Source organism: Paenibacillus sp. FSL M7-1455, assembly GCF_038004655.1.
GTDB lineage: Bacteria > Bacillota > Bacilli > Paenibacillales > Paenibacillaceae > Paenibacillus_AQ > Paenibacillus_AQ cookii.
The window spans coordinates 2,688,195-2,710,730 of the sequence record NZ_JBBORO010000001.1 but is presented as its reverse complement, the minus strand read 5'-3'; the positions used below and the strand labels follow the sequence as shown (position 1 = coordinate 2,710,730).

Sequence of the window (22,536 nt, the reverse complement as noted above, 5' to 3'; positions counted from 1 at the left end):
TTTTTCTTACATCGCGGTAGCTCCGCCATCGATCACGAATTCTGCCCCCGTGCAATAGGAAGATTCGTCGGAAGCAAGGAACAGAACCATGTTCGATACTTCCTCAACCAAGCCGAATCGGCCCATTGGAGCCATCCGTTTGCCCAGCTCCGCGGCGGACATTCGGCTCGCCTGCGTCGCATAATCGCCCATCGCCGTATTGATGTAGGCAGGATGGATCGAGTTGACCCTCACGTTGGCCGAAGCGTATTCGACCGCGGCGTCTTTGGTCATGATCCGTACCGCCCCTTTGCTTGCGCCGTAAGCGACGTGCCCCGATGCCCCGGTCAAGCCGGCGATGGAGGAAGCATTGATGACCGAACCGCCTCGTTCTTGCTTGGCCATGACCGGCATCACGTGTTTCATGCCGAGGAAGACGCCCGTCACGTTGATCGAAAGCATCCGATTCCACTCATCCAGCCCGATTTCGGCCAGCGGTTTAATGAAATAAATGCCTGCGTTATTGAACAAAATATCGATAGAACCGAACTGCTTAACCGACGCTTCAACGATCCGTTTCCAGTCGTCTTCGCTGCTGACGTCGTGTTTGAAAGCCGCGGCGCTGCCCCCGGCCTGCTCAATTTCCGACGCCGTTTGTGTTACGTTATCCAAATTGATGTCCGTGACGATCACTTTGGCGCCTTCCTGCGCAAACCGCAGCGCCGTCGTTTTCCCGATGCCTGCTCCCGCCCCGGTGATCAGTGCGACTTTTCCTTCCAATCTCATATGATAACTCCCTTTCCGTCATGGCATTTATCCAAGCTTGTCTCCACACGAAACCAATGAACGGCCTGAACATGCTGCAGCAATTCCCCAAAAGGATGTACCTCAGGCTTTACTTCTATGTTATCATCGATAAGGGTTCAATAAAATTTAAACATATTTAATTTGACTTAAGGCTAGCTTAAATCATATCCGGATATAAACTTACAAGGATCGGGTTGAATCATGCATATTGAAAAACTGGAGTATTTGGTCGAGGTCGCGAAAACCGGCTCCATCTCGAAAGCCGCCCAAAATCTTCACGTCACCATTTCGGCAGTCAGCCAGTCGATTTCGAGCCTTGAAGAGGAATGGGGAGTTGCCGTTCTGAAACGGCAGCGCACGGGAGCCGTCCCCACCGCCGAAGGAGCCGTCATCATTAAAAAAGCGGCCGAGCTGCTGCAGAAATACGAAGAATTGAAGGAAGCCGCCCAAGGGTATTCCGAGCTGGTCCAAGGACGACTGCGAATCGCAACGATTCCCGGCCCCATGCTGCTGCTCGAGCAAGCGGTACTGGATTTCAAGCGGAAATATCCGCAGGTCAAAATCGAGATCGTCGAACAAGGTTCGCAGGATATTATCGACGACGTTTTGAACGACAAAACCGACCTGGGTTTCATCATTTTTTACAAAAACCGGCTGATCGAACATTTGGGGCTTGATTACGACCCGCTGCTCAAAGTCAAAATGGTTGCCGCTACCAGCATCCATTCGCCGCTCGCTTTTCAGAAAACAATTACGCCGGAAGAGCTTAAACGGCAGAACGTTGTGCTGTATAATGATGATTATGTGAAATGGTTTATGGATGATTTTCAGAAAAAATACGGGCCGGCCGATATCGTATACACCACGAACAACCGCGCATTGATCAGCCGCGCCTGCCTCACCCATTCGGCGGTTACGGTCGGGCTCAACTATTCGTTCATTTCCGAACCGATCTCCGACACCGTTATCCTGGATTTTGATTTCCCCCAGCAAAGTCCGGTATTCCTGGGAGTCATTCAGCGGAAGGAACATCATATTTCCGCGATTTCACGGCATTTTCTAGACCGCATCAAACATGATATTTCCGGTTTGCAAAACATGCTGTAAGCCGGTAGTGGCGTTAAGCAGGAGGACAACGACGCAATGAACTTTTCTTCCCTCATTCTAGGATTGATCTTGTTTCTGAATTTTATTTTCGCTTTGGTCGTCGTGTTTAAGGAGCGCCGCGACCCTGGAGCGACTTGGGCTTGGCTGCTGGTGCTGTCGTTCATCCCGATTGCCGGCTTTTTGCTGTACCTGCTCTTCGCCCAAAACTTCAGGCATGTCCGCTTGTTCCATTGGGACGACCTGAAGAAAATCGGCGTCAAAGAGATTATTTTGGAGCAGCTGGAACGCATTCAGATGGGCAACTTCCGTTTCTACAACGAATCGGCCAGCAAATACAGGGATCTCATCTACATGTATTTGAAAAACAACCACTCGATGTTTACCGAAGAAAACGCGGTGGACATTATCACCGACGGACAGGAGAAATTCGATAAGCTGTTCAAAGACATTCACGGGGCAAAAGATTATATCCATATCCAGTATTACATCATCCAAAACGACGTCCTCGGCAAAAAATTGATCAACCTCCTCACGCAAAAGGCACGGGAAGGCGTGAAGGTCAGAGTGCTCTATGACCAGCTGGGCTCGAGAAAGCTGACAAAAAGGTTTTTCCGCGAATTCCGGGCCGCCGGCGGGCTTGCCGAAGCATTTTTTCCTTCGCGGCTGCGCTTGATCAACTTCCGTTTGAATTACCGCAACCACCGCAAGCTCGTCATTATTGACGGCGAAATCGGCTATGTGGGCGGGTTCAACGTGGGGGACGAATATTTGGGGCTGAATTCGAAGTTCGGCTATTGGCGGGACACCCACTTGCGGATCATCGGATCGGCGGTTTACGCGCTGCAGATTCGGTTTATTTTGGACTGGAACCAGGCCTCGCACCATCACGCGATTACATACTCGCCGAACCTGTTCCCGGAGGTGGCTCCCTGCGGCCGGATCGGCATGCAGATCGTCACGAGCGGACCGGATTCGGAGCTTGAACATATCAAAAACGGATACATAAAAATGATTTCCTCCGCGAAAAAAACGATTCACATCCAGACTCCTTATTTCATTCCGGATGCAAGCGTGCTGGATTCGCTGCGGATCGCCGTTCTGTCGGGCGTTGAAGTCAAAATCATGATACCGGACAAGCCGGACCATATTTTCGTGTATTGGGCCACGTATTCATACATCGGGGAGCTATTGAAGGTAGGCGCTACCGTTTATCTGTACAATAACGGTTTCATTCATTCCAAAACGATCGTCATCGACGAAGAAATCGCTTCGGTGGGTACGGCCAATATCGATTTTCGCAGCTTTAAGCTGAATTTCGAAGTCAATGCCTTTTTGTATGACGACCGGATTTCGAAACAATTGACGGAGATGTTCGAAGAGGATTTGCGCGTATCCCGGCAGTTGACGCTCCAGGAATACCAACAGCGCCCGAGATGGATTCGGATCAAGGAAGGCATATCGCGGCTGCTGTCGCCGATTCTGTAAGAAAAAAAGAGCGGTCCCATGTAAACTGGTACCCATACACTGGACACTTCAAAAAAAGTGTTTAGTGTGTGGGTACCTTTTTGTATACTGGAAACAACAGTGGAGGCGAACAAAATGAGCAAAAAGCATTTTAATAAATATGAACGTGAACGACTAGCGCTAAATCCGCACGTTTTGCGGGTGAGCGAAAAATCGATTACTTATGCCGATGAATTCAAACGTCTATTCATCGATCAATATATGTCGGGTCGAACACCTAGAGAGATTTTCGAGGCGAGTGGGTTTGATGTGGAGATACTCGGGATAAAGCGAGTGGAGCAGTGCGCGGATCGTTGGAAGAAAGCTTACGAGAAGGACGGAATCACTGGGCTAGCGGACTCACGTAAAGAAGCAGCATTACGCCCCTCACAACGCTCCTTATCCCAGGAAGAGATGATCGCGAGCAGGAAGCGAAGATTAAACTTTTGGAGGCTCAGTTGGCATACGTAAAAAAGTTAGACAAGAACGAAAGGAGGCTGTTAGCAAACGGACAAAACCTACCCAAGAGTGACTGTTTCGAGCTTATTCAAAATGCAGTAAAGCAAGGCCTGGAACGGATGACGCGTTACTTCTGTCAATTACTTGGTGTGTCTCGTTCCGGGTACTACAACTACCTTCAAAGCTCGGACAAACGGCTCGCACGCATCAAAGCGGATGAGCAGGCCGGTGCTTTGATTAAGAAGGCATTTCATCGAAGAGGCTTCAAGAAGGGTTCTCGCTCCATTAAGATGACGTTAGAAAATGAATTTCATATCGTGTATAACCTGAAGCGAATTCGAAGGTTAATGCGCAAATTTAACCTCGTATGTCCACATCGAAAGGCCAATCCTTACCGAAAGATGGCAAAAGCCACGCAAGAACACCGCACGCTTGAGAATACGTTACAGAGGGACTTTAAGAAAGGTACGCCAGGTCTCGCTCTGCTAACAGATATTACGTACTTGCCATATGGTCATTCCCAGACGGCTTATTTGTCAACCATTTTAGATGCTTCTACAGGCGAGCTTCTCGCTCATAACTTGTCCACTACCCTCCACCTCCCTCTTGCAACAGACACGATCAAATCACTGATGAGGCAAAGACGGTTGAAGTTACATCAGGACGCTTTCATTCATTCGGATCAAGGCTGCCACTACACGAGTCCTGTCTATCAGAAGCTTTTGAAAGATAACGGGTTAGGACAATCTATGTCTAGACGGGGGAACTGCTGGGATAATGCCCCTCAGGAGTCTTTCTTCGGCCATATGAAAGACCACGTGAAGAGTCGCGATTGCAAATCCTTTTCTGAACTAGAGCAAGAAATTAAGCGCTATATTCATTACTATAACCATTACAGATACCAGTGGGGGTTAAAAAAGATGACTCCTGTACAATACAGAAATCATCTCTTAAGTGCAGCCTAACTCTTTTTTTAAAAGTGTCCTTGACTAAGGGTCCAGTTTAATGCGGGACGCTCTTTTTTATGATGATTTATTTCATCTCTATCGACTCGTTGATCTTCGCCCAGGCAGGCTGCCCGATCAGCCCCAAGCGCCAGAAAGCGACGCCTTTCAGGTCATACCGTTTGGCCAGGCCGATCTTGGTGTTGACGGTACCTGCGTTTTCGCTGCCGAGCGAGATCCCGAGAATCAGCCTGTCTTTGCTAGTTTCCTTCAACGCCAGGCGGATGGCCTCGTCGACCCGCTTCAATGGTTCGGGGCCTTTTTCCTGTTCGAACGCATAAGCCATAATCACCAAATCGTCCGCCAGACCCGATAACGTTTTGTAATCATACCCTGCATAGGAACTGTTCAGCGGATGAAGGATCAGCGTCAATTTCAGGCCTGCCGCGCGGGCTTTGGCGGAAAGCTTCTTCACGAATGCGTTGTATTCTGCTTTCACCTTGTTTTTGTCGCCGGTCAAACCAAGCCCTTCCAGATCGAGCGCAATGCCTTTAAACCCTTTTCCCGAGGCCGCTTCCACGATCTGCGAGGTGGTTTTCTCCTGCAGCGCCTGATCTTCCAGGTTTTTCGTCAATTCGCCGCTGGAATCCACGGAGTACACCATCAAATACGGCGACGTTCCTTGCTGCGCGGCATCTTGAATGATCGATTCCGGCGTGACTTCGCCCGCAGCCTGCGGCCATTTATACTCCTTGCCCTCCATCGTGAATTGTCCGGAAGGATCGATCCGGCTCCAGCCGAAAGCAACCGAATCGAAAGACGGGATGTATGCCCGTTCATCGAAAGAAGATAACGCGTAAAAGCCTAACGTATACATATCTTCCTTGGGCGACGTGATCGAAACGGTTTGCGTTTTCTGATCCCAGGCCACCCCGGCCCCGAACTGCTGGCTAAAAAAGCTGAGCGGGATCATCGTGCTGCTGCGGATCGTTTGCGGGGCGTTGGCAAGGGCTACCGTTTTCCCGTCGACCAAAGCTTGTTTGCTGCCGATGGTCAACACGACCTGTTTGGAGATCCCGTCCTCTTTTTTCGTAGCCGTGATTTTTTGTTCCTTCTGGTTCCAAGTCACTTGAATGCCAAGCGCTTCGGAGATGGCCCGGAACGGCACCATGGTCGTTCCCTTCAACACGGTCGGCTCCACCGGAAAAGACAGCGGATATCCGTCGAGCATGATGCTGACCTTGCCTGCAGCCTTGGCCGCATCCGCGGGAATCGCGGAGAAAGAGCCTGCAATCAAAACGGAGCTTAAAAGAATTTTCCCAATGACCTTCATATTCGGTTCTCCCATGATCTGAAATATAGTTTTGTTTGATTTAATAGAATGCTAGATTCACTATACCATGATCCGGAATACCATTTCCACCCAAAACAGGCAAAGCAGGGTTGTTCTCTGTGCCTGCGCAGCCTTCCCCAACGGCAGGTCATCGGGAACCGGGGGATCATAGACAGCGGACACAGCGTGGAATAGTTTAGAAGGATAGGATAAAACCTATTGCTAGATTCGACGGACGAATGATCCGAAGGATCGTCGCCAAAAACGATGAAAAACCCCGCAGCCGTGGCTTTGGGGTTTTTGCGCTTATTTAATCGTGTTTTACCGGAACCCGTTTAATAAACAGGCCGATCACGAAGCCGGCCAGAGCGATGATCATGCCGAACATAAAGGCATGCGATACGCCGGCCGTCAACGCTTCGATCGGATTCCCGCCCGGATGGGTTTTAAAATAGCTCTCCTGCCCGGCCGACATGATGCTGACGGCAACCGCCGTGCCGATGGCCCCCGCCACCTGCTGAAGAGTGTTCATGATCGCGGTTCCGTCCGGATAATATTCGCGCGGCAGCTGGTTCAAGCCGTTTGTCTGCGCGGGCATCATGATCATTGAAATGCCGATCATCAAGCAGGAATGCAGCACGATGATGAGGAAAGCGGCGGAAGCGGCCGTTACGCCCGAGAAAAACCATAGAGCCGCGGCTGCTACAATAAAACCAGGGAAAACAAGCCACTTCGGACCGTATTTATCGAACAAACGCCCCATGAGGGGAGACATCAAGCCGTTCACGATTCCCCCGGGAAGCATAATGAGTCCGGCGTAAAACGCCGATTTTCCAAAACCGCCCTGCAGGAACAGCGGCAGCACCAGCATCGACGACAAAATGATCATCATGCTGAAAAAGACCATGACGACGCCGACCGAAAACATCGGGTATTTGAATGCCCGCAGGTTGATCATCGGCTGCTTCATTCGCAATTGATGCCAACCGAACAAGAGCAGTGCCGCGATACCGATGATCAGGGACGCGATCACCTTCGGACTCGTCCAGCCTCCGCCTTCGCCGGCGCTGCTGAAGCCGAACACGATGCCGCCGAAGCCGATCGTCGATAAAATGATCGACAACAGATCGATTTTCGGTTTGGTGATGGTCGATACGTTTTGCATGAACAGGATGCCGCAAACCAGCGCCAACACGAGAAAAGGCAAAGACAGCCAGAAAATCCAGTGCCAGCTGAGGTTTTCGATCAACAGACCCGCGATCGTCGGGCCGACCGCAGGGGCGAACATGATCACGAGGCCGATGATGCCCATGGCGGCGCCCCGTTTTTCTGCCGGGAAAATAACCAGAATCGTGTTGAACATCAGCGGGAGCATAATGCCCGTCCCCACGGCCTGAACGACGCGAGCGACCAGCAGTACTTCAAAACTCGGCGCCAGCGCCGCAATCAAACAACCGGCGATCGAAAAGATCAGCGCGGTAATAAATAATTGTCTCGTCGTAAACCATTGCAGCAAAAGGCCGGATACCGGCACTAAAATGCCCAGCGTCAGCAAATATCCCGTAGTGAGCCATTGCGCCGTCGGCGGCGAAATGTGCAGCACCTGCATCAAATCGTTTAAAGCGACGTTTAACGCCGTCTCGCTGAACATCCCGATAAATCCGCTGATGAGCAGCGCGACCATGATCGGGATGACTTTGAATCGTTTGTCCGAGCTTGCTGCCGTTTGTGTATTTTGCATGGCTGCTTCCACAATACCTAACCTCCATATGTCTGATTTCTATCTCTATTTGTTATCTAGATCACTGTCGCTCTTTCTATCTCAATCTTCTTTTTTATGTCTTTCGCTTTTTGGGGACGATTGATCCGACCGGCTGACGTCCAGCAGGCGTTCTACCAGTATCCCCATATACTTGGATGCCGCATGGATCGGTCCGGAATCCTGCTTTGTCATGGCAATGATCAGCGAACCTTCCATCATGGACAAGATGACCGTGGCCGTCTCGGCGGCACGTTCCGCATCAAGTCCCGCCGATTGCAGCCGCTGGGATAACATCCCATGCCACTCATCGATTGCGTTCTGACAAGCTTCCCGAAGCGATACGCTGACGGAACACGTTTCCACTGCATTCCAGAAGCTGAGAGGGGTAAAACCCTCAAAATTCGATTTTTCGGCATCCTCGGCCATCATTTCGATATGGTATGGGATCGCTTGGGCCGGATGTTCGAATCGTTCGAAAGCCTCCTGCCATTTGCCGGAAACCATTCGCTTAATCTGCTCGATGCATTCCCGCGCAAGCTCCTCTTTCCCTTCCGGAAAATAATAATAGAGCGAGCCTTTGGGGCATTGGCTTTCCTTAATGATTTGGTTCAATCCCGTTCCATGATATCCCTGCACAGAGAACAGTCTGGTAGCCGTTTTCACGATGGTTTCACGCGAGTTTGCTTTGCCTGCCATGGAAGCGAGGCCTCCTTTCTTCAAAATTATAACGAACGGTCTACATATTATAACGGACAGAAGGCCTTGATTGTCAACGATTTTCTTTTGCAGAAAATTTTCCGGAGGTTTGCCGGCCGCGTGCTGCCAATAAAAAACGGCTGCCTGCCCATTCGGTGGACAAACAGCCGCTTCATGAATTCATTTGCCATTCTCTTTTAATCGAGTGGGCGCTTGCCGGCATCCATGCCGGAACCGGAGACGGTCATGACCGGCTTGACGGTCAGATCGCTATGTACGCGGATTTGGCAGGAAAGCCGCACGTTCGGCTCGTGGATTCCTTTGGTTGCGAGGATCGCTGCCTCCGCTTCGCCCATGGCGCCGGCGTCTCCTTCAAGGATCTCTACGCGGCAGGTCGTGCATCTCGCATTGCCTCCGCAGCGGTGCAGAATGTCGACGCCGTGATCCTCCAGAGCGAGTACCAGCTTTTGTCCGTCCGCCGCTTCAATGGTTCCTTTTCCTTCGACTTGAATCATTGGCATGTGGAATCGCTTCCTTTCTTACGCTTGAAATTAAGCATCATCCCGATGGGAATGATACACGAGTCTCTATTATTGCTTGACGGAAGGTATTTTTCAAGTGATGTCCAATAAATCAGCTATCGATCCGGTTGTCGACATTCCGGACGGACCCGCGTTGAACCAGTTCAATGCCCAGCTTATACGTCGCGTTGACCTCTTCCCCGTTAAGCATTTGGAACAGCAAATGCGCCGCCAAGGAACCGGCCTCGTGTTTGGGCTGGCGAATCGTCGTTAGCGGCGGATTCATGTAACCGGCCTGCTCGATATCGTCGAAGCCGATGATCGAAATGTCGCCGGGAATCGAATACCCGCCTTCCTTCAACGCCGCCAGGCCGCCGATGGCCATTTCGTCGTTCCCGTAAAAAATCGCCGATGGCAATTCGCCCTGCATCATCATCGTTTTGGTGGCGCGATATCCTCCATCCCGCACAAAACCGCCGGTCAGGCGCCACTTCGTCTTCTCGCTTAAATCTCTCTCGTTTAAAGCTCGGAGATATCCCTTATAACGTTGGCCGTTGTCATACGAGTTTTGCGGGCCGCTGACATAAGCAATGGTTCGATGTCCCGAATCCAGCAAATGACGCGTGGCGATATAACCGCCTTGTTCGCCGTCCACCAACACGTTCGCCAACCCGTCGCCCGTAAGCTCCCGGTCCATCACGACGATCGGAAAACGTTCCGACGCCGACTCCAGCAAAATTTCGTTCGGAATGTTCTGGGCCAATACGATCGCCCCGTCGGCTCTTTTTTCGCGGAGAAAACGGACGGCCGTGGAGTCCTGGGCGCCGATGGAGCTGCAGGCGATCAGATCGTAACCGTTTGCAATCGCCACGTCTTGAATGCTCCGGATGAGCTCCGAATAATAAGGCCCGGAAAGATCGGTCAGGATCAGCATGATCGTGTTGGTGCGGCTCCGTTTCAAATCCATGGCAAAACCGTTTTTGCGGTAGTTCAGCTGCCGGGCTGCCTCAAGGACTTTCTCCTTCGTTTCTTTGCTTACTTTCGGGTCCCCGTTTAATGCATAAGAAGCCGTCGAAAGCGCAACCCCCGCCAGCTTCGCCACGTCTTTTATGGTCGCCATTCGACCTCCTCCTTCCCAAATGACTTCGTTATGTATAGATTATGCGATTCATAAAAATGATGCAAAAAAAGCGCCTACATCCAGGGTTAATGATACCGGACTTAAGCGGTTTTTACAATGAAGCCGGGGGTTCCCCGGCGAATCGCCCGCTCATGACAACAAACCCCGCCGATGCGGCGGGGTTGTCTGTCGATTGGAACTTAAAACAGGAGAGCCTTGGCGTATTGTTCTCCTTCGAGCAAATCGTATTCGACCAAGCGGTAATCGTTTAAGAGCGACCGCTGATCGGGGGTTAGCTGCGATATGATTCCCGAAGCGCCAATCAGCACGTTTTTATTGAGCCCGGGTATTTCGGATTGCACCTTTTCAAGCAGTTTGTAATACGGAGGCAACTCCTGTCCGCTCAGCTTGAATAACGTCGGTCCGATAAACGATGGGCTGATTGTGCCGACGGAGCTTTTTCCGATATCGAAATTGGCCATGTACAGAAGCTTCGTCTCATGTTTCAGCCGCGGATTTTGGTCCCAGCCTGCCTGGGCGTAGATTCCCGAAGACAAGGCCGGCAGATGGTCGCCCCAAAAAACGACGATCGTTGGACGTTTGATGTTCTTTAATTCGCCGCTTAAATAGGCAACGGCTTCGTCGGTCAATTTCGTGTCGTGCACGTACGTTTCCATCTCGTCTTTATATTCCGGCTTGACGCCGCCGACCGTAATCGTGTTCTCGCCATTCAAGCCTTTCGTGAACGGAAAATGGTTTTGCATCGTCACGAGATGCAGAAAGGCGGGCTCATCCGACGATTGAAGCTGGCGAACCGCTTCCTGCATGGCATACTTATCCGTGATATAACCGTTCGGCGTAAACCGTTCCGCGTTCTGCAAATCCTTTTCGCTCGTAAAACGGTCGAAGCCAAGAATCGGATACACCCGATTTCGGTTATAAAACGTATCGTCAAACGGGTGAAGGGCTTTGGTTTCGTACCCTTTTTCTTTTAAAATGCTGACGATCGACGGAAGCGAAGACATTTTGACGATCCGCTGCTGATAAGGAATGGATCCGTCCTTCAGAAAATACATCGACAAACCGGTTAACGCTTCGAATTCGACGTTGGCCGTATTCCCCCCGAATTCGGGAGAAAGCAAATACCCGGAAGGCGTTGCATGCTCATGCTGATGGATGAACTTCAGCGGATCTTCGCTAAAGGTATAGGTAGGCAGCCGGGTAGGGTCGAAAAAAGCCTCGTCCATGATATACAAAATGTTCGGCTGCTCCGCGGCCGGCTTCGCCGTTCCGCGATCCGGCAGGTTGCGGTATTTGGCGGCGATTTTTTCGATCGCCTCTCTGCTGTACCCTTCGGGTTTTTCCATCAGTTTCTGGTTCAGGTTGCCCGTAAAAGCATACACAAACCCGTTCTGCGCGTAATTCACCTTCTGGTTCCAGGGAATATTTTGATAGTGCATGGAGGTTGCAAACGCGCTTTGCCCGCCGACCATTTGAATGAACCCGGCAATCATCAAAACGGACACCGCTACCATGACGAGGCGCAAAGGCAGCTGAACCTTGAGCTTGGGCAGCTTAAACGCCAAATACGCCAGCGCGGCGACGATGACGACCGCCATGATCACGGCTGCGGGAGAGATCATGCCATGCGTGATTTTGGTCATTTCCTTGGCGTTTTTAACCTGCATCAAATCCCATGGAAATAACGGTTCGCCGGTCGTGCTCAGCTTTTTATAATTGGCCACCGCCAAAATGCAGCATACCAAAAAAGCGAACAACGCGCCGGAATACACATTCGGAATGATCGCCGCAAAAGTGAGCAGCACAAAAAAGAAAAACAGGCTCCCGGAAATATAAAGCCAATAATATTGCGAAATCCAGGACAGAACCCTTCCCAAACTCAGGTTCAGGGATGCCGCCTGCATGATGAAATTCAGGACAAAACCGCCAAAGAACAGGGTAAGCAGCGTCGCTCCCAACCGCTTCGAGGGTTTAAACAATTGTTGCACTCGTATCCTCTCCTTACTTGACTCAGGCGGATATTATACTACATATTTCTTAAAAGCAGATTAAAAAAAGAAAAAGACTTGCGCTTCAGATGACTGAAGGTCAGCCTTTTACAAAAGGTGCTCCTTACTTCGTGTTTTGATGCATGTCAGCGAATTTGACGGCTATGCACACCCTGCCCGGCGGCCTGATCCCGCTTGAACGGGCGGCTTGCCGCCGAGCGTGTCGATGGTGTATCGCAGCAGACGCCGGGTGGCGCCTTGGAAGAAAACTCCTAATCTTGCAGGCAGGGGCCAAAGAATTGGAGGCTACTTCCGTTTCATCGCTCGGATTCGCTGCCTGGTCTCCGAATCAACGCGGGTCGACTCGATTATTTTTTGCAGCGCTTTGTTGTATGTAAAATCATCGACCGTGCTGTTCTGCAGGTAAGCCATTGTCGTAGCCGGCAGTTTTACGTAACACATCGATAATGCCCAAGCCACGGCCATTCGGACGTAATAAGCTTCGTGGCGGATCCGATCCAGGATGTGCAGCACGCGATCGATATAGGCTTCGTCGATGTAATAATTGAGCAGCATGACCACGCCAAAACGGATGTCGTATGCTTCTTCGGACCGTAAATATGGCTGAAGAAAATCCCATACCAGCTCCTTGTTCGTTTTGGTGAATTTCAAGCCGGAGCAAAACGTATCGCATACCGACCAATTGTCGATTTTAGGGACAAACGCGGCGACATAATTCAGCTTTTCAGCGGGGTCCGCTTTTACATGGCCTATCAAAATGCCCTCCAGCATTACCTCTTCAAAATATTCGCCTGGAGCATGCTGCAAATAAGACCGCCAGTCCCCGTTTGCAATCCCCTTCACCAATTTCCGCAGCTCCGGAATCCGGACGCCCAGCAAATTGGATACGCCCGGAATGAGGGATGACGCAAATTTTTGGTATTCAGGTTCGGCCAGCTCCAGCAGCTTCGCTCGAACGACCGCCGTTTCCGTTACCATCATGAACTTCCATCCTTACCTGTATGATATTTCCCATAAATAGATCGAGGCGACGGAACCATACGGCGAATAACGCCGCCGGTACTCGTCGAACTGCTGTTTGGACAACCCGTCAAGACCGTAGAGCTTCATCATTCCGCGCCGGATCGCCACATCCCCCCAGCTGACCACGTCAGGCCGCTGCATCGCATGGAGCAGCACCATTTCAGCCGTCCACACGCCGATGCCCGGAAGCGCCGTCAAGCGGCGGACAACTTCGGCGTCAGGGAGTTGAACAAGCTCATTCAAGTTAAACTCGCCGGTTCTAATGCTGCTGGCGATGCGATGGATGGATGCCGCTTTTTTCTCCGTCAAACCGCAGGCCCTTAACTCCTCCGGAGACTCCGCCGCTATAACGGCCGGATCGATTCGCCCGAACCGGCGAAGCATCCTTTCCCAGATGGACTGAGCTGCTTTGACCGAAATAAGCTGGCCTACCACCGCCTGGCTCAAAGCTTGAAACAGGTCCGGATTCGCGGGTCGCTCCACTCTCCCCAGCTTGTCCATGGCCGCGCCAAGTATGGGATCCGCGTTCTTTAATGCTTCCGTTTCCGTCTTGCCGTATTGAAAAAACGCGGCGTTTTGACTCAACATAGGCTTGTTCCCCCTCCCGTCGCGGCTTTCGTTTAAAATTAGGGTTCAAAACCCTTTTGGCTGAGAAACACTTGATCCTTCGGAAAAGTTCCGATGAACCGTTCATAGACGGTCCGGTATGCGCCGGGATCATACCATTCCTTAAGCCCGATTTCCCCGTAAAGCCGCTCGATGCCCAGGCTTCTTGTCCGCTTTCCGCCGCTTCCGTCACCCATAAAATAATCGTCGATGCATACCCGGTCGACAAGGGTGCGTAATTTGGACGGAAAAGCATCCGTGCTCGGAAGTACGGGCGCAATCGTTGCCTGGGCCGGCACACCGGCTTCCTTCAGAAGCTTCAGCGTCCTAAGCCTCGCTTCGATCGGCGGGGTTCCAGGCGTAAAATGGCGTCTGATGCCTTCCCTGTCCGTTTCCACGGTCATGCTGACCCTGACGCGATCCCCCAATCGAAGAAGCAAATCGATATCGCGTTTCACGAGGGGACTCCGGGTCTGTACCAGCAAAAAGTCCGGCGGCAGCTCCGCCATCGCTTCCAGCAAGGAGCGCGTAATCCGTTCCGTCGCCTCCGCCGGTTGGTAGGGGTCGGTGCTCGAGGACATGAAAATCGTGACCGGCCCCTTCTTTCGAGCCCTGGCGAGCTCTTTCCGGAACACGTCAGCAGCGCCATGTTTGACATCCACCCACGTTCCCCAAGCCTTTTCACGGAAGGTGGCTACGGGCATTCGCCGGACGTAACAATATGAACAGCCAAACGAGCAGCCCGAATACGAGTTTAGCGAATGGCTGTAACCGGAAAGGAAGCCCGTCCCTTTATTCAGCATCGATTTTGGCGTTTTATATTCCAGCGAATAGGTCATGGCTTCTCCCCCCGGGTTCAATTCTCATATCTAAAGTTTCCGTTTTATGTCGCATCATGGAAAATGACGCCCAAGCTGTACCTTTTGCCGGCCGTTACGGTGCCGACCCCATGCCGCAGAAAAGCCCGGTAATGTCCCCTTGCTCCTTGAACGGGACGGAAGCTCGTCGGGAAAATGACGCCGGCTCCCCGTTCCAGCTTGATCGCATGCCCGCGGCTTTGCGCGCGCGGGCGCTGTTCGACCAAGAGAAACTCGCCGCCTTCATAATCGACATCCTTCCGGTTCAACGTAAGGAGCACCTGAAACGGAAAATATACCTCGCCGTACAAATCCTGATGCAGGCAATTATACCCTCCGGCTTCATATTTCAGAATGAGGGGCGTGGGACGGCGTTGTCCTGCTTCATGGCACTTCTCCAGAAAAGCGGAAAGCGTGCCGGGATACCCCGGCTCCTTGCCCAGCTGCTCCAGCCAGCGGTTGGCGGCAGCCGCCAGCGGCGGATAAAACGCCTCCCGAAGCTGCTGCAGCCGGCTGGGAAGAGGCGACTGAAAATACTTGTATTCCCCGAGCCCAAAACGGTATCTTTTCATATCGATCGTTTTTCTGTACAGCTCTTCGGCGGGGTAGGACGCAATGAATGCCTCGCACTCCTCCGGAGTCAGGATCGGCCGGAAAACGGCGAATCCCTGCTGATCCAAATCCCGGTGGAGCGCGTCCCAGTCCAAAGCCGCAACCCGTTCCGAAACCTCGTTATGCATGATGGGCAACCTCACGGGCCCGGGTATCGGCGGCCGCTTTCTCGATGGACAACAGCCGCGATTTCATCTCGAGCCCGCCGCGAAAGCCGGTTAAGGCTCCGTTTTTGCCGATGACGCGATGGCATGGGACCGACATGAGCACCGGATTGGCGCCGATCGCCGAACCCACGGCCCGAACCGCGGCCGGCTTGCCGATCGATTCCGCGATGTCCGAATAGGAGCGCGTCTCCCCGTAGGGAATGGAGCGCAGCGCCTCCCAAACCGAACGCTGGAACGGGGTGCCGACCAGGTCGCAGGGAATCGTGAAGCGCACCAGCTTGCCTTCGATGTAATCCGCCAATTCGCCGATATAAGGCGACAGCGCCTTATCGTCCCGGATCAGCTTCGCCGGGCGCATGTGTTTTCCCACCCATTCTTCCATTTCCTCAAACGGCTTGTTAGCCGAACCTACGTAGCAAAGGCCGCGGGACGTCGCTGCGAGATGCAGCGTCCAGCCTCCGTGTTCCAACACCGACCAATAAACAGGTCCTAACACTTCACTTTTCATCGAATGCGCCTCCTTGGGTCCATATCTCCGTTTCCATCATCCGTTTTCGATATTCGTAGGGGGTCATGCCGAATGTTCGTTTGAATAGCGAGATGAAATAGGACGGATTCGGAAGCCCTACGCTGCTTCCGACCTCGGCTACGGACATGTTGGTTCGGGCAAGCTGCTCGCGCGCCTTATCCAATCGGATGCCTTGCAAATAGGCGACCGGCGTTGCTTTCATGATTTTTTTGAACGTCCGGTGCAAGTGGTACGGGCTGCCATGAAACATCTCCGCCAGCATATTCAAAGTCATCGCGCTGTCGTAATGCCGCTCCATGTACCGGGCGATCGCGTCGACCCACTCGCGGTCCGGCAAACGTTCACCCGTCGGCTTGCAACGTTTGCACGGCCGGAATTCCTCCCGAATGGCTTCCGCCGCGGTGCGGAAGATCCGAACGTTGGCCCGGTTGGGGACCTTTGACTTGCAGGAAGGCCTGCAAAAAATCCCCGTTGATTTGACCGCGTAAAAAAACTTGAAGTCATAGGACGCGTCATTCCCGATGATCGCCTGCCATCTTTCCTCCGTTAACGCCTCTTCTTTCGCCATGTTCATATTCGTTCACCCCTTCATCCAAAGTATACCCTCTTTTTCGTCCGGACGAAGGAATATCGGAATAGAAAAGCAAGATCGTGATATTCCGCCGCTCCCCTGCTTCATTTGGGTCTTCCCCATGGGATTCCATATTTTTCGTGCTTCTAGGTCTTTTATACATTTTAACAGGAACATACGTTCCTTACAATATCAACCTAATGCAAAACATAAGGGAAGATTCGAATGCATATTCGCCCCTTCCATGGGGAAAATATCCACGAGGTGTTGTTTATGGGCGTTTTTCAGAATTTAAGGAAATTTTTCTTCACGCAAGGGAAAAGCTCGGATCAGGTGACCGCCAAACCCGAAAAAAACGAAAAACCTGCTTTGAACCATATACTGGATCAGTTTAAGGACTGCATCGATTTTCAGCAGCGCACGTATCCCAATTGCTCTGTCCATATCGTTTATCTCCCGTTCCTGGTGGGACCGGAGCCGCTAAAGCGGGATATCGTCGATCCCCTTTCCGAAGCCACCGAGGAGGAAGCGGAACAAATCTTTAAACGTTCCCAATACAAGCTGACGGGCGACGCCAAGGAATGCGTCAAAGGGATCCTGGACGGTCAAGCCGCCATATTTTTTCGGGACCTGACCTATCTCGTCGATATTTCCGAGCCCGTTGGCCGATCGATCTCCCAATCCGAGACGGAGACGGTCATTTCCGGCCCCCACGACAGCTTCGTGGAAAATCTGTCCCAGAATCTGGGCGTATTGCGAAAAAAAAATCAAAAGCACGCATTTAAAAACCGTCAAATTTGAGGTCGGGGAAATCGCCAAAACCGACGTGGTACTGGCTTACATCGACCGGATCGCGGATCAAGACATGGTGGAAGACTTGAAAAAGCGGATTCGATCGATCGAATTCGATGCCGTCATGGATTCGAACATGCTGATTCAGCTGATCGAATCGAGTAGAAGGGGGCGGCAAACCCCCGTCCTCTCACACCACCGTACATGCGGGTCCGCATACGGCGGTTCCAAAAGGTTAACGAAGTTCCAAGTAACGAGAAAGCAAACTTTTCAGCCCTTTCGCTTCCCAATAGGTTGTCGGAAGGGCGTTATTTATGTTTCGGGACATTTCCCAAGCTCCTTTGCGGGAGTTGGCCATCATAAAAGCGGCCCATTCTGGCACGCCCAGGGCGCGGAGTTCTCGAATACGTGTACGCACTCGCTTCCATTGTTTCCATAAGCACATGCGCAGTCTTCTTCGAATCCATTTGTCGAATCTCTCGCAGTGGCCCTTGGCAGAAGCTATCCGGAAGTATCCAATCCATCCCATGAGGTAGCGGTTCAATTTTAAAATTCGCTCTTCCATCGATATGGACCGGGAACGATTCGTTAGCTCCCGGACTTTCTCCTTCAATCGGGAGATCGTCTTAGGGGACAGACGAATCGTCGCCTGTCTATTCCTCAGAAAGCTAAAACCAAGAAATCTCCGATTCCACGGCCTGTCTACGGCACTTTTGTCCCGATTCACCTTCAGTTTCAACTTTCCTTCTACATAGTGAGTTATCGATCTCATGACACGTTCACCTGCCCGTTTGCTTGCGACAAAGATATTGCAGTCGTCCGCATAGCGGACGAAACACAAGCCTCGCTTGGTGAGTTCTTTATCCAGATCATCCAGCAGAATGTTTGCCAGCAGCGGGCTCAGCGGACCGCCTTGGGGGGTTCCTTCCTCTGTCTTTTGGCAAACTCCGTTTTCCATCGCTCCGGCACTCAGGTAGGCTCGGATCAGCTTCAGTACTCGCTTGTCCTTCACCTTCCGCGCCACCCTTGCCATGAGCATGTCGTGATTCACTTGGTCAAAGAACTTCTCCAGGTCCAGATCTACGACCCATCTTCGGCCGCTTTGGATGTACCGCTGCGCTTGCTTCACCGCGTCATGCGCCCGCTTTCCGGGTCTGAAGCCGTAGCTGTACCACGAGAAGTCTGCGTCGAATATCGGATTCATCACTTGCAGAAGCGCTTGCTGGAGGAAACGGTCCATCACGGTCGGGATGCCCAGCAGCCGTACGCCGCCTCCGGGTTTGGGGATTTCCACCCGTTTGACTGGCGCCGGCCGGTAGGTTCCCGCCAGAAGTTCGGCTTTCACCGTTTCCCAGTGGGTTTTCAGGTAAGCTTGTAGCTCGGCTACCGTTACGCCGTCCACACCAGGAGCTCCCCCGTTTTGAACCACTCGTTTGTAGGCGAGCCGAAGGTTATTTCCTTCGAGCATCTTCTCCAGCAAGTCGTTTTGATCTCCGCGAGGGGAAGGGGCGACTTGTGCCGGTGAAGAGCTCGGCGCTCCAACATACCCTTGCGGCTTCACCGCTCCTCTTTGTCGGCAGCTCCCTTGCGGGATATTCGGCTTTCTTTGCTCCTCACTCGAACGCATCGGTTTCCTCTCTCCTTTCGGTTCGGTCCTTCCGCTTTCCGGCGTCCCGTACTCACGTACTATGACCTCTGCTGACTCCTGCGGGTTCAGCGCAACCTCTCGGTTACGGTTACGAAGTGACTTCGCATTTTTTTTCCTCCCGCAGGCCTCCCCAGATAAGAACGTCATCTTTCCGCCCGCGACCACTGGAGTTTACAGAAATAGCTCTTGGCGGCTTGGGATTTCGCTGTGTTCGGGCAGCTCATCCGGCTATCCCTGCCTCAAATCCAGTTCGTGTACCTTGGCCCGTGCTTTTGCCTCCGGCTTCCTTCAGATTCTGCCTCGCGGCAGACACCCTTGCCCTTGGCTAACGGTAGGCGCTCGCCAGCCCCCGTTCGGGACTTTCACCCTAGAGATGACGCCCATGCTGGGCGTACCGAAAATCCGAACTCCGTATTCCCGCAGTTCATGACGACGGAGCGCCCGGACGCCATCGCGTCCAAACTGATCGGCGGCCGCATCGTAGGTTTTGTGGACGGAAGCCCGTCCGCGTTTGTGTGTCCGACCAACTTTTTTGATTTTTTCTCTTCGCCGGACGATTATTACCAACGCTGGCTGCTGGGGTCTGCCCTGAGGATTTTGCGGTTCATCGGCTTTCTCATTACGATCAGCTTTACCGCGTTCTACGTTTCCGTGACCACCTATCACTATGAAATGATTCCGCACACGATGCTTCTAAACTTGACGGAATCGCGCGCAAAGGTTCCTTTCCCGCCGCTTATCGAAGCGCTGCTCATGGAGACGACCATCGAGCTGCTTCGCGAAGCCGGCGCAAGGCTCCCGACGAAAGTCGGCCAAACGATCGGCATCGTAGGCGGTATCGTGATCGGTCAAGCCGCGGTGCAGGCCGGGTTCACGAGCAACATTCTCATTATCACGGTCGCCACGTCCGCCATCGCATCGTTCACTATCCCAAGCTATATCATGAGCGCATCCATCCGCCTGATCCGGTTCGGCCTGATCATCATGGCCGGCGTCTTGGGAAATTTGGGGCTCATGATGTGTATCGGCCTTGTGGTGATCCACTTGTCGGGAGTCACCAACATGGGAACGTCCTATTTGACGCCGCTGTCTCCGATGAACTTTTCCGATTTGCTGGACACGTTCGTTCGCGGACCTTTTTGGGGCCTTAGAAAGCGCCCTTCCATTTCGGATTCCCAAAACAAATCCACCAATAAAATGCGGAAATAAGGGTGAACAAAGTGAAAGAAAAATTAAACGTTTTCCATATCACCCTGCTCATTTTCATGACCGAGATGAACATCACGATGTTCAGCCTCCCCCGCTTGATCGTCGAAAATATCGGCACGAACGGATGGATCGGCTATTTGGCGTTGTCCGTTCTCGCCACGTTTAATATCTTTCTGTATTGGCTGGTCTACCGCATGGGCCGCGGCGCCTCCGTATTTCAAATCATGGAGTGCGCGCTGCCCAAAGCGGTCATGTATCCGGTCTATTGGGCGCTGGCCGTTTTTTGGATATTTACGGCTTCCTTCACCGGAAAAAAATTCTTCCTTATATTCCAAATGCTGTCGTTCCAGACGACCAATCCGATGTTTATATTCCTGCTTTTCTGTCTCATGGTCTTCGCCCTCTTGATCAAGAATATTTACAATATCAGCAAAACGGCGACTGTATTTTTCTTCATGACCATATGGACGGTAGGGCTCACGGTGTATCAGTTCCAGGATTGGGAGATCGTCCGGTTTTCGCCGCATCTGTTCCAGCTTGCGTCCCAGGGCCATTCGTTTCGCAACTGGATGGAAGTGTACACCACTTTTATGGGTTACGAGCTCTGCATGTTTCTATTTCCCCATGTCACAAAAAGAGCAAATTGTTTCAAGGCGTGTTCATCGGGCACTGGGTGATTACCATTGCCCAGTTAATCGTCATACTGACTGCGTTCGGCTTTTTCAGCTTTCATCAAATCGAGTCGCTTCTATACCCCATCATCGATTTGCTGGATTTCATCGAAATGCCGTTCATTAACCGGATCGAAAACCTCGTGTTCTCGATGTTCGTGTTCGCCAATTTGATCGTGACGGTCATGTATTGTTATGCCGCCCTGACCGCGATCAAGCAGACGTGCCCGAAAGTAAAGCCGAACCGGCTCGAGTTCGTGATCGTGACCATGGTGTTTTTTACCGGATACATCCCTAAATACCTGGGGCAATCGGAACAGCTCTTACGAAAAGTGCTGTACACTGAAACTTACATTGCTTTCATCATACCGGTGGTGCTGATCTGCGTGCTGCTATATCTCAAACTGAAAGGAAAGGTGCCGAACAATGAAAGTTAAGCTCGTTTGCCTTGTCCTTCTCGTGGTGCTGACGGGTTGCACGGACGAGCATATTTTGGAGAAATCCGGGTTCATCCGAACGATTGCCTATGACAAGGAGTCCGGTGAACCAAAAGATTCCATGAGGGTCACGATCAGCATTACGAAATCGAACCACCAGGATGCCATCGTATATTCCGTCGTCGCCAAGTCCGACAAAGACGCAAAATCGCATTTTGACCGGCAAAACAACCGGAGATTGGTCACCGGACAGCTTAGGCAGGTGTTATTCGGGGAAAAACTGGCCAGGGAAGGGATTTGGAAGCATCTCGATTCCTTGCGCCGGGATCCCATGATCGGCTCCAGAATGCACGTCATCATCGCGGAAGAGGATCCTTACCACATCTTGCTTCGCAATGACTACCCGCAGGGACCGACGGCTGGCGAATACATCGATACGCTCATCCGGACGGAAGCCAAAGCAGGCGACATCCCCGATTCCAACCTATATACTTTTTCAAGGGATTATTATGACGAAGGAATCGATCCGGTAACCACCATCATTAGGGAACAAAAGGAAAGCTTGATCATCGACGGCGTCGCCCTTTTTAAAGACGACAAATACGTCGGGAAGGTGGAGCCGAGCGACCGGATGTTTTTTGGGCTACTTCACCATAACATTCATGCCGGCGATTTATATCTGAACTTGAAAGAAGATCACGATGATGGCGAGCAGGCTTCCCTGCAATTTCTAAGAAGCCGCCGCAAAATTCATGTCATCTCTTCATCCAAGCTTTTGCAAGGAAAAAGATTGAAAGTAGACATGGACATTAAGGTTGAAGGTTCGCTGCTCGAGTATATCGGGGAACTGGATATGAAAAAACCAGCGGAGCAGCGCAAGCTGGAAGAAGAGATTCGGAAATCCATCCAAACGAAATGCCGTTCCTTGGTCCGCACGCTGCAGGAAAAACAAACCGATCCGCTGGGGATCGGCCAATATGTGCGCAATTCGCTTCCCGTTGGCGTATGGCATTGACTGGATTGGAGGAAAGTGTACGCGGACGCGGATATTTCGGTCCATGTCCATGTCCGGATTAAGGATTACGGAAAGCTGCAGCATTAGAATACTTTTTCGATACATGCCCTTGGATTACCAAAAAAGCAGAGCCTCGGC

At 51.9% G+C, this 22,536-nt stretch carries 20 protein-coding genes and 2 pseudogenes; 8 read left to right on the top strand and 14 right to left on the bottom strand.

The window, feature by feature from the left end:
• Positions 1-6 precede the first annotated feature (6 nt).
• Positions 7-765: an SDR family NAD(P)-dependent oxidoreductase gene (locus tag NYE48_RS12465; RefSeq protein WP_340998926.1), complete on the bottom strand. Its 759-nt coding sequence runs from the start codon at positions 763-765 to the stop codon at positions 7-9.
• 222 nt (positions 766-987) lie between these two features.
• On the opposite strand from NYE48_RS12465, the gene NYE48_RS12460 reads away from it, so the two are divergent.
• From NYE48_RS12460 to NYE48_RS12450, 3 genes are all read left to right on the top strand, one after another.
• Positions 988-1,893 carry a LysR family transcriptional regulator gene (locus NYE48_RS12460; protein WP_340998925.1) on the top strand — a complete coding sequence of 302 codons (906 nt, stop codon included), beginning with the start codon at positions 988-990 and terminating at the stop codon, positions 1,891-1,893.
• 36 nt (positions 1,894-1,929) lie between these two features.
• Positions 1,930-3,378 carry a cardiolipin synthase gene (cls, locus tag NYE48_RS12455; RefSeq protein ID WP_036715532.1) on the top strand — a complete coding sequence of 483 codons (1,449 nt, stop codon included), beginning with the start codon at positions 1,930-1,932 and terminating at the stop codon, positions 3,376-3,378.
• A 114-nt stretch (positions 3,379-3,492) separates the two neighbouring features.
• A protein-coding gene (locus tag NYE48_RS12450) for an IS3 family transposase (protein WP_340998924.1) occupies positions 3,493-4,820 on the top strand; the annotation gives its coding sequence in 2 pieces (ribosomal slippage) (positions 3,493-3,814 and positions 3,814-4,820; 1,329 coding nt in all).
• Positions 4,821-4,887: 67 nt separating this feature from the next.
• Here the strand turns inward: NYE48_RS12450 and NYE48_RS12445 are convergent.
• From NYE48_RS12445 to NYE48_RS12390, 12 genes are all read right to left on the bottom strand, one after another.
• Positions 4,888-6,132 carry a stalk domain-containing protein gene (locus NYE48_RS12445; protein ID WP_340998923.1) on the bottom strand — a complete coding sequence of 415 codons (1,245 nt, stop codon included), beginning with the start codon at positions 6,130-6,132 and terminating at the stop codon, positions 4,888-4,890.
• A 310-nt stretch (positions 6,133-6,442) separates the two neighbouring features.
• On the bottom strand, positions 6,443-7,873 hold the full coding sequence (locus NYE48_RS12440) for a DHA2 family efflux MFS transporter permease subunit (protein WP_341000648.1): 1,431 nt from the start codon (positions 7,871-7,873) through the stop codon (positions 6,443-6,445).
• Between the two features lie 81 nt (positions 7,874-7,954).
• Positions 7,955-8,590 (bottom strand): TetR/AcrR family transcriptional regulator, encoded by a 636-nt coding sequence (locus tag NYE48_RS12435; RefSeq protein WP_052147460.1) that lies wholly within the window; start codon positions 8,588-8,590, stop codon positions 7,955-7,957.
• A gap of 197 nt (positions 8,591-8,787) precedes the next feature.
• Positions 8,788-9,111: a 2Fe-2S iron-sulfur cluster-binding protein gene (locus tag NYE48_RS12430; protein WP_340998922.1), complete on the bottom strand. Its 324-nt coding sequence runs from the start codon at positions 9,109-9,111 to the stop codon at positions 8,788-8,790.
• Positions 9,112-9,223: 112 nt separating this feature from the next.
• The gene (locus tag NYE48_RS12425; RefSeq protein ID WP_340998921.1) at positions 9,224-10,231 is read right to left on the bottom strand and encodes a LacI family DNA-binding transcriptional regulator; all 1,008 of its coding nucleotides are present in this window, start codon (positions 10,229-10,231) and stop codon (positions 9,224-9,226) included.
• Positions 10,232-10,431: 200 nt separating this feature from the next.
• Positions 10,432-12,240 carry an LTA synthase family protein gene (locus tag NYE48_RS12420; protein WP_340998920.1) on the bottom strand — a complete coding sequence of 603 codons (1,809 nt, stop codon included), beginning with the start codon at positions 12,238-12,240 and terminating at the stop codon, positions 10,432-10,434.
• Positions 12,241-12,546: 306 nt separating this feature from the next.
• Positions 12,547-13,242 carry a DNA alkylation repair protein gene (locus tag NYE48_RS12415; RefSeq protein WP_340998919.1) on the bottom strand — a complete coding sequence of 232 codons (696 nt, stop codon included), beginning with the start codon at positions 13,240-13,242 and terminating at the stop codon, positions 12,547-12,549.
• 12 nt (positions 13,243-13,254) lie between these two features.
• Positions 13,255-13,872, bottom strand: a complete 618-nt coding sequence (locus NYE48_RS12410; protein ID WP_212947492.1) for a DNA-3-methyladenine glycosylase family protein — start codon at positions 13,870-13,872, stop codon at positions 13,255-13,257.
• A 38-nt stretch (positions 13,873-13,910) separates the two neighbouring features.
• A complete protein-coding gene (locus tag NYE48_RS12405) occupies positions 13,911-14,729 on the bottom strand; it encodes an SPL family radical SAM protein (RefSeq protein ID WP_340998918.1) in 819 nt (272 codons plus the stop codon).
• Between the two features lie 44 nt (positions 14,730-14,773).
• Positions 14,774-15,487, bottom strand: coding sequence for a 2OG-Fe(II) oxygenase (locus NYE48_RS12400; protein WP_212947502.1), 714 nt, complete (start codon positions 15,485-15,487; stop codon positions 14,774-14,776).
• Positions 15,480-16,034 carry a methylated-DNA--[protein]-cysteine S-methyltransferase gene (locus NYE48_RS12395; protein WP_036715639.1) on the bottom strand — a complete coding sequence of 185 codons (555 nt, stop codon included), beginning with the start codon at positions 16,032-16,034 and terminating at the stop codon, positions 15,480-15,482. Before NYE48_RS12395 ends, NYE48_RS12400 begins: the two co-directional genes overlap by 8 nt.
• Positions 16,024-16,623, bottom strand: a complete 600-nt coding sequence (locus NYE48_RS12390; protein WP_341000647.1) for a bifunctional transcriptional activator/DNA repair enzyme AdaA — start codon at positions 16,621-16,623, stop codon at positions 16,024-16,026. Before NYE48_RS12390 ends, NYE48_RS12395 begins: the two co-directional genes overlap by 11 nt.
• Before the next feature lie 276 nt (positions 16,624-16,899).
• On the opposite strand from NYE48_RS12390, the gene NYE48_RS12385 reads away from it, so the two are divergent.
• Positions 16,900-17,427, top strand: coding sequence for a spore germination protein (locus tag NYE48_RS12385; RefSeq protein ID WP_340998917.1), 528 nt, complete (start codon positions 16,900-16,902; stop codon positions 17,425-17,427).
• A gap of 25 nt (positions 17,428-17,452) precedes the next feature.
• Positions 17,453-17,524: pseudogene (locus NYE48_RS28225) on the top strand (hypothetical protein); the annotation flags it as partial.
• 129 nt (positions 17,525-17,653) lie between these two features.
• On the opposite strand, the gene ltrA reads toward NYE48_RS28225, so the two are convergent.
• Positions 17,654-19,045, bottom strand: coding sequence for a group II intron reverse transcriptase/maturase (ltrA, locus tag NYE48_RS12380; protein WP_340996795.1), 1,392 nt, complete (start codon positions 19,043-19,045; stop codon positions 17,654-17,656).
• Positions 19,046-19,273: 228 nt separating this feature from the next.
• On the opposite strand from ltrA, the gene NYE48_RS12375 reads away from it, so the two are divergent.
• From NYE48_RS12375 to NYE48_RS12360, 3 genes and pseudogenes are all read left to right on the top strand, one after another.
• Entirely contained in the window at positions 19,274-20,275 is a 1,002-nt protein-coding gene (locus tag NYE48_RS12375) for a spore germination protein (RefSeq protein ID WP_340998916.1), read from the top strand.
• A gap of 56 nt (positions 20,276-20,331) precedes the next feature.
• A pseudogene (locus NYE48_RS28220) lies at positions 20,332-21,383 on the top strand (GerAB/ArcD/ProY family transporter).
• Positions 21,373-22,398 carry a Ger(x)C family spore germination protein gene (locus tag NYE48_RS12360; RefSeq protein WP_340998911.1) on the top strand — a complete coding sequence of 342 codons (1,026 nt, stop codon included), beginning with the start codon at positions 21,373-21,375 and terminating at the stop codon, positions 22,396-22,398. The pseudogene NYE48_RS28220 and the gene NYE48_RS12360 overlap by 11 nt, the downstream one beginning before the upstream one ends.
• The last annotated feature ends 138 nt before the right edge of the window (positions 22,399-22,536 follow it).

Coding starts and splice junctions, on each gene's coding strand:
- NYE48_RS12465 (WP_340998926.1), bottom strand. CDS start 765: ATGAGATTGGAAGGAAAAGTCGCACTGATCACCGGGGCGGGAGCAGGC.
- NYE48_RS12460 (WP_340998925.1), top strand. CDS start 988: ATGCATATTGAAAAACTGGAGTATTTGGTCGAGGTCGCGAAAACCGGC.
- NYE48_RS12385 (WP_340998917.1), top strand. CDS start 16,900: ATGGGCGTTTTTCAGAATTTAAGGAAATTTTTCTTCACGCAAGGGAAA.
- NYE48_RS12390 (WP_341000647.1), bottom strand. CDS start 16,623: ATGGCGAAAGAAGAGGCGTTAACGGAGGAAAGATGGCAGGCGATCATC.
- ltrA (WP_340996795.1), bottom strand. CDS start 19,045: ATGCGTTCGAGTGAGGAGCAAAGAAAGCCGAATATCCCGCAAGGGAGC.
- NYE48_RS12425 (WP_340998921.1), bottom strand. CDS start 10,231: ATGGCGACCATAAAAGACGTGGCGAAGCTGGCGGGGGTTGCGCTTTCG.
- NYE48_RS12435 (WP_052147460.1), bottom strand. CDS start 8,590: ATGGCAGGCAAAGCAAACTCGCGTGAAACCATCGTGAAAACGGCTACC.
- NYE48_RS12410 (WP_212947492.1), bottom strand. CDS start 13,872: ATGTTGAGTCAAAACGCCGCGTTTTTTCAATACGGCAAGACGGAAACG.
- NYE48_RS12400 (WP_212947502.1), bottom strand. CDS start 15,487: ATGCATAACGAGGTTTCGGAACGGGTTGCGGCTTTGGACTGGGACGCG.
- cls (WP_036715532.1), top strand. CDS start 1,930: ATGAACTTTTCTTCCCTCATTCTAGGATTGATCTTGTTTCTGAATTTT.
- NYE48_RS12430 (WP_340998922.1), bottom strand. CDS start 9,111: ATGCCAATGATTCAAGTCGAAGGAAAAGGAACCATTGAAGCGGCGGAC.
- NYE48_RS12395 (WP_036715639.1), bottom strand. CDS start 16,034: ATGAAAAGTGAAGTGTTAGGACCTGTTTATTGGTCGGTGTTGGAACAC.
- NYE48_RS12360 (WP_340998911.1), top strand. CDS start 21,373: ATGAAAGTTAAGCTCGTTTGCCTTGTCCTTCTCGTGGTGCTGACGGGT.
- NYE48_RS12415 (WP_340998919.1), bottom strand. CDS start 13,242: ATGATGGTAACGGAAACGGCGGTCGTTCGAGCGAAGCTGCTGGAGCTG.
- NYE48_RS12445 (WP_340998923.1), bottom strand. CDS start 6,132: ATGAAGGTCATTGGGAAAATTCTTTTAAGCTCCGTTTTGATTGCAGGC.
- NYE48_RS12440 (WP_341000648.1), bottom strand. CDS start 7,873: ATGCAAAATACACAAACGGCAGCAAGCTCGGACAAACGATTCAAAGTC.
- NYE48_RS12405 (WP_340998918.1), bottom strand. CDS start 14,729: ATGACCTATTCGCTGGAATATAAAACGCCAAAATCGATGCTGAATAAA.